Raw genomic sequence first — 6,056 nt, forward strand, 5'->3', positions numbered from 1 at the left:
GGGCAGAAGATCGTTGCATAAGGGGAGTGCGACTTGATGACGACTGTCCGCCTGTTGACCGGTCTGGCCCTGATGCTGCCGGCCGCCGCCTTTGCCCAGACCGCTGCTGTCGATCCCACCGGTGCCACCGCGCAGGGCGATGTCGCCGTCACCATCTATAATGGCGGTTCGTCGCTGGTGCAGGATGACCGGCAATTGAGCGTCAATGCCGGCCGCAACCGCATCGAATTTCCCGACGTGTCCGCTCGCATCCGGCCCGAAACAGTGAACCTGTCCGGCCCCGGCTTCTCGATCGTCGAGCAGAATTTCGATTTCGACCTGCTCTCGCCCGACAAGCTGATGGACAAGGCGGTGGGGCAGGAAGTGACCCTGGTCCGCACCAATCCCGCGACCGGCACCGAGACGCGCGAGCGCGCCAAGATATTGGCGGCCAATGGCGGCATCGTCATGCAGATCGGTTCGCGGATCGAGGTGCTGCGCGACGATGGTCTGCCGGTGCGGGTGATCTTCGACCGGGTGCCGCCCAATCTGCGCGCCCGCCCGACCCTGTCGGTGACGATCGAGGCCGCGCGCGGCGGCACCGTGCCGGCCCGACTGTCCTATCTGACCCCCAATCTGGGCTGGACCGCCGATTATGTCGCGCTGTTCGACGCGGCCAAGGGCGCGATGGACATGCAGGGCTGGGTGACGCTCACCAACAATACCGGCACGAGCTTCATCAATGCGAAGACGATCCTGGTCGCCGGCAATCCGGCCAATGGCTGCGGAAGGCATAACTGGTGGCAGTCGTCGAGTGGGACGATCGACCAGGCCGGCACCGAAAGCGGCCCGCGCGAGCGGCTGGGCGACTATTACCTCTATCCGCTGGCCGATCGCACGACCATCGCCAATGCCCAGCAAAAGCAGGTCAGCTTCCTCGACGTGAAGGGCGCGCCAGCGCGCGCCACCTATGAATATCTCAATAGCTGGATGGGCAGTTCGACCGAGCCGATGAGCGCGTCGAGCGTGCTCAAATTCTCGACCTCGAAACAGGGCGGCCTTGGCGATCAGCTGCCGGCCGGCACGATCCGCGTCTACATGCGCGACGCGCGGGGCGATCCGCAGTTCATCGGCGAGAACAGCATCGACCATACGCCGATGGGTTCCTCCATGGCGCTGCGCACCGGCGAGGCGTTCGACGTCAAGGTGCGCCCGACCGTCGAGCAGCGCACGAAAAAGGGCAGCCAGCGCTGGGAAACGCGGATGCGCTACACGCTCACCAACGCCCGGCCCGAAGCGGTGACGGTCGACCTGGCCCAGCAGGGGCTGTGGGGCGACACCCGCGTTACCGCACAAAGCCTGGAAGGCAGGCGCGTTTCCGCCGACCGGATGGAATGGAGCGTGCCGGTGCCGGCCAATGGCTCGGTCGATCTCAGCGTCACCTTCGATTCGCGCTACTGACCGGGTCGGCGCCGTGCTGCTGCGCGTCCTTGTTCTTCTTATGCTCTGCCTCGGCATCGCGCCGGCGCGGGCGGGGACGGTGGTTTCGGCCAAGGCGGATTCGGTCTCGGTCACCGTCTATCGCCAGCCCGAGCGCGCCAAGGGCGCGATCGATCCCAAATGGCCCGGCGGCTATGCGCTGATCAATGAGACTCGCATCATCGACCTGCCGAAGGGCGACTCGGTGGTGCGGTTCGAGGGCGTGGCAGAGGGTCTGATGCCCGAAACCGCGATCCTCTCCGGCATGCCGCAGGGGGTGCGGGAAAAGAATCGCGATGCCCGGCTGCTCTCGCCCGCCGGTCTGGTCGACGCCTATCTCAAGCGCAGCGTCACCCTGCGCCGCACCGATCGCAAGACCGGCAAGGTCAGCGAGCAGGATGCGATCATCAGCGCCGGGCCGATGGGCGGCGTCATCGTCCAGACGGCGCAGGGCTATGAGGCGCTGGGTTGCAGCGGCCTGCCCGAACGCATGCTCTATCCGCGCGTGCCGACCGACCTGTCGCCGCGTCCGACGCTATCGGTGATCGCCACCAGCGCCCGGTCCGCCCGCGTCACGCTGCAACTCACCTATCTGGCCGAGGGCTTCGACTGGGCCGCTAATTATGTCGCCGACATGCAGGATGATGGCCGCCATCTCGATCTCATGGCCTGGCTGACCGTGGCCAATGGCGGCGTCACCGGCTTTGCCGACGCTCGGCTCAGCGTCATCGCCGGACAGCCCAACAAACAGGTGCGCAAGATGCAACCTCGTCCGACCGGCGGTCCGTTGTCGCTGCGCTGCTGGCCGATGGACATCACCAGTACCCATCCGCAGTGGGAACTGTTTCCGATCGACATGCCGCAGGCCGAGGCGATGATGGATTCGGCGCAGGAGATCGTGCTGACCGCGCGTCGCGTTCCCGCGCCTATGATGGCCGCGCCGCCACCCCCTCCGCCGCCGCCACCCCCGTCGCCACCGGAGGATGTCGGCGACCTCAAACTCTATCGCGTCCCGGTGACGGTGGATGTCGCGGCGAAAGGCCAGAAACAGGTCGCCCTGCTGCGCCAGCCTGACGTGCTGGTCGAGCGCCTCTATGCCGCGACCATCGACTATCGCGACGGCAATGGCCGGTCACGCCCGATGACGCTGCGGTTGCGATTGCAGAATCGCAAGGCCGACGGTCTGGGGCTCGCCATGCCTTCGGGCCGGGTCGCCCTGTTCGAGACGATCGATGGCCAGCGCCTGCTCGCGGGCGAAACCGACATTGGCGACAAGGCGGAAGGCGAGCGGATCGATTATGACATCGCCCAAAGCGCCGATGTGCGCATCATGGCGGTCATCGGCGGCCAGTCGGCCAAGGCGCGGCGCTGGACGCTGACCCTCACCAATGCACGGCCGTTCGACGCGACGGCGGAAATCCTCATTCCCCACGACATCGCGCCGCGTCCGATGCAGATGGAGCGCCGCGGCAATAGCTGGGTCTGGCGCGCCATCATCCCCGCCAATGGGCAGGTCAGCTATAGCTACGACCAGAAGCTGCGCTGAAATCCTCAATTGCCGGGAATGGGGCGGGGGCGGTGGGTCTCGTCCAGCGCGACGAAGGTGAAGACCCCGCTGGTCAGCGCGACCGTTTCCACGCCGCCGCCGCGCGTCGCCACCACGTCGATTCGGATCGCCACCGACGTGCGACCGCGCTTCTCTTCCTGGGCATAGACCGACACCAGGTCGCCCATCAGGATCGGCGAGATGAACTTCATGCTCTCGATCGCGACCGTGGCCACCGCGCCCTGCGCGATTCGGCCCGCGACGATGCCGCCGGCGATATCCATCTGGCTCAGCACCCAGCCGCCGAAGATATGGCCATTGCTGTTGATGTCGGCCGGGCGCGGTACGACCCGCAATATCACTTCGCGATGGGGATCAATCGTCAAGCGGCACCTCGTCCTTCAGCCGGTCCATTACCTGGTCGTCATGCCCCGTCCCGGCGGAGAGGAAGACGAGCGCCATCAAGCCCGTTCCCAGCATGAAGGTCAACCAGACGCCCAATATGGTGGCGATGATCATGTGAACCGGCATCGGCCCGGTCCATAGCCGCAGGAACAGCAGGGCAGCGCCAACGCATAATGCGCCGATCAGCGCCATCCAGAGCATGATCCGGCGGAATCGCGACCAGGCGATTGCCGCGATCCGGGGATCGTCCAGGCCCTTTTTCTCTGTCATTCTCTTGCTCTCCTCCCTTTTCTTTGCGCCGCGAAAGTGGGATCATCAAGCGCAGAGACAGTAAGTCCACAAAAGGAGAGCGGCCATGACCATCGCGGCAATCTTGCAGGGCAAGGGGCGCGACGTCGTCCAGGTCCAGTCGACCGACAGCGTATTGTCGGTGGTGACCTTGCTGGCGGATCGGCGAATCGGCTGCGTGCCCGTGGTCGATGGCGGCCAGGTGGTCGGCATCTTTTCCGAACGCGATGTCGTCTATCGTCTGGCCCAGCAAGGGGCAGAGGCCCTGAACCACACGGTCGCCGATGTGATGACCCGGCCCGCGATCACCATCGACGACCAGATGCCGGTGATCCACGCTTTGTCGCTGATGACCAAGCGGCGCATCCGCCATCTGCCGGTGGTGAAGGGCAGCGACCTGATCGGCCTGGTCTCGATCGGCGATCTGGTGAAGTTCCGCATCGACAATATCGAATCGGAAGCCGCCGCCCTGCGCGACTATATCCAGACCGCCTGACGAACCGCTTTTATCAATAGTGGGCGCCCGCCGATCCGTCAGGCGGGCGCCTGCACCGGCGGCGCGCGGCGCACGATCAGGCGCACCAGCTCCATCAACGTGCCGCGCGCACACAGCATCAGTGCCGCCAGGAAGGCGATGCCGCCAGCCGGCACCAGGATGGCCAGCCGGATCGGCGCGGCGAGCGGCGGCAGCAGGCGGTCGATCACCAGCACCACGCCAGCCATCAGGATGGCACAGCCCAGCCCCGGCGCGGCGGCACGGATCAGGTCGATCGCGCGCAGCCCCATCGGCCCGCCGGCCAGGCGCGCCGTGACGATGGTCAGGATCGGGAAGGCGCCCAGCCATGCCCAGGCCAGGCCGATCGCCCCCCACTGGATTCCGATCAGGAAGGCGGTGGCCATCAATATCGCCCCGATCGCGGCGATCCGGGCGGTGGTGCCGGGGCGGCCCAATGCATTGCTGACCGGCGCAAACATCACCTGCAGCGTCATGAACGGCATGGCGAGCGCCAGGATCGCTACGAACGGCGCCATCTCCAGCCATTTCTGGCCGAACAAGGTCTCGACCAGCGGTTCTGCGGTGACGGCCATGCCCAGATAGATGGGGCAGGAGATCAGCATCAGCAGCCGCACCGCCTTGCAGAAGGACCAGGCCACCCGCGACACATCCTTCTGCATGCGGGCATAGGCCGGGAAGGCGACCTCGTTCAGCGGCGGGATGAACTTGCTGACGAAGATCTGGGTCAGGAACAGCGCTTCGGCATAAAGGCCCAGCTGATGCGGCGTGAGCACGCGGCCGCCGATGAAGATGTCGCTCTGGCTCTGGATGATCCAGAAGAGCTGGCTGCCCAGCAGCGACGCGCCATAGAGGATCATCGCCCGCGTGCCGGAGAAATCGAAACTGGGAATCGGGCGAAAGCCGGTGACCAGCATATAGCCCAGTGCCTTCACCCAGAATCCGGTCATCGGCGCGAACACCAATGTCCACACGCCCCAGCCCGACAGGGCACCGACCAGCGCCATCGCGGCCGACGCGATCGCGGCGATCAGGTTGATGAAAGCGGGGCGCCGGAAATCCAGGGCACGGGCGGTGATCGCCTCGGGAATCGCGATGAAGGGGGTGGAGAGATAGAGCAGTGCCTGCACCCGCAGCAGCTGCGCCACCATCGGCTGGTCATAATAGTCGGCGGCCAGCGGCGCGATCGCCAGTTGCAGCAGCGCCAGGCTGCCGTTCAGCAGCAGCATGATGGTGAAGGCCTGACGCAGCCGGTGGGATTCGAGATCCTCCGACTGAACCAGCGCGGCGACCAGGCCATAGCCATTGAGGAAGGTGGCGAAGTTCAGGATCACCTGGGTCATGGCGAACAGGCCATAATCTTTGGGGTCGAGCAGGCGGATCACCGCCAGCGTCACCACCCAGCTCAGAATCTGCGAGATGATCTGGCTGCCCGAGCGCCAGAATATCGCTTTCTTCACCCGTGCGCCAAACCCTGCGTCGGCGGCATCGGCTTCCTGTAACCCCATAGTCATCCTGTATCCCGTGGCGAAATGCCCGTGTTTCGGGGTTTAGACCGGAACCGCCAAAAAAATGTGAAACAAAATTGCAAAAAGCGTTTGACGGTTCCGGCTGCCCCGCCTAGAGGGCTTTTCACCGGACGGGGCGGCGCTGCTGAGGCGCTTGACTGACCCGGTCGCCCACATAGACGGACACTGGTCCTCTGAACGAAAGTTTAGGGAACGCTGGTTGTCCGGTTTTGATGTCGGTGCGGCTCTTTGACATTGTGATTTAGATGAAGGGACATGTGGGCGGCGGCCCTGGGTTCTTACGGCTTTCAGGCGTAGGGATTCAGATAAATTTAGG

General features: G+C 65.0%; 6 protein-coding genes. 3 read left to right on the top strand and 3 right to left on the bottom strand.

Features of this window, described 5'->3' with window-relative positions; genetic code table 11:
* Positions 1 to 36 precede the first annotated feature (36 nt).
* Both JQK15_RS09420 and JQK15_RS09425 read left to right on the top strand, forming a co-directional pair.
* Positions 37 to 1,440, top strand: a complete 1,404-nt coding sequence (locus JQK15_RS09420) for a DUF4139 domain-containing protein (RefSeq protein ID WP_214865101.1) — start codon at positions 37 to 39, stop codon at positions 1,438 to 1,440.
* 13 nt (positions 1,441 to 1,453) lie between these two features.
* Complete coding sequence (locus JQK15_RS09425) at positions 1,454 to 3,004, top strand: DUF4139 domain-containing protein (protein WP_214865103.1); 1,551 nt, start codon at positions 1,454 to 1,456, stop codon at positions 3,002 to 3,004.
* Positions 3,005 to 3,009: 5 nt separating this feature from the next.
* Here JQK15_RS09425 and JQK15_RS09430 read toward each other — a convergent pair whose 3' ends face one another.
* A complete protein-coding gene (locus tag JQK15_RS09430; RefSeq protein ID WP_214865105.1) occupies positions 3,010 to 3,390 on the bottom strand; it encodes an acyl-CoA thioesterase in 381 nt (126 codons plus the stop codon).
* Entirely contained in the window at positions 3,380 to 3,679 is a 300-nt protein-coding gene (locus tag JQK15_RS09435) for a hypothetical protein (RefSeq protein ID WP_004209126.1), read from the bottom strand. The genes JQK15_RS09430 and JQK15_RS09435 overlap by 11 nt, the downstream gene beginning before the upstream one ends.
* An 85-nt stretch (positions 3,680 to 3,764) precedes the next feature.
* Between JQK15_RS09435 and JQK15_RS09440 the strand changes: the two genes are divergently transcribed.
* Positions 3,765 to 4,193, top strand: coding sequence for a CBS domain-containing protein (locus JQK15_RS09440; protein WP_004209125.1), 429 nt, complete (start codon positions 3,765 to 3,767; stop codon positions 4,191 to 4,193).
* Positions 4,194 to 4,231: 38 nt separating this feature from the next.
* Here JQK15_RS09440 and JQK15_RS09445 read toward each other — a convergent pair whose 3' ends face one another.
* The gene (locus JQK15_RS09445) at positions 4,232 to 5,719 is read right to left on the bottom strand and encodes a lipopolysaccharide biosynthesis protein (RefSeq protein WP_010335727.1); all 1,488 of its coding nucleotides are present in this window, start codon (positions 5,717 to 5,719) and stop codon (positions 4,232 to 4,234) included.
* Between the last annotated feature and the right edge of the window lie 337 nt (positions 5,720 to 6,056).

It is taken from the genome of Sphingobium sp. BHU LFT2 (assembly GCF_018604485.1).
GTDB classification, from domain to species: Bacteria; Pseudomonadota; Alphaproteobacteria; order Sphingomonadales; family Sphingomonadaceae; genus Sphingobium; species Sphingobium yanoikuyae_A.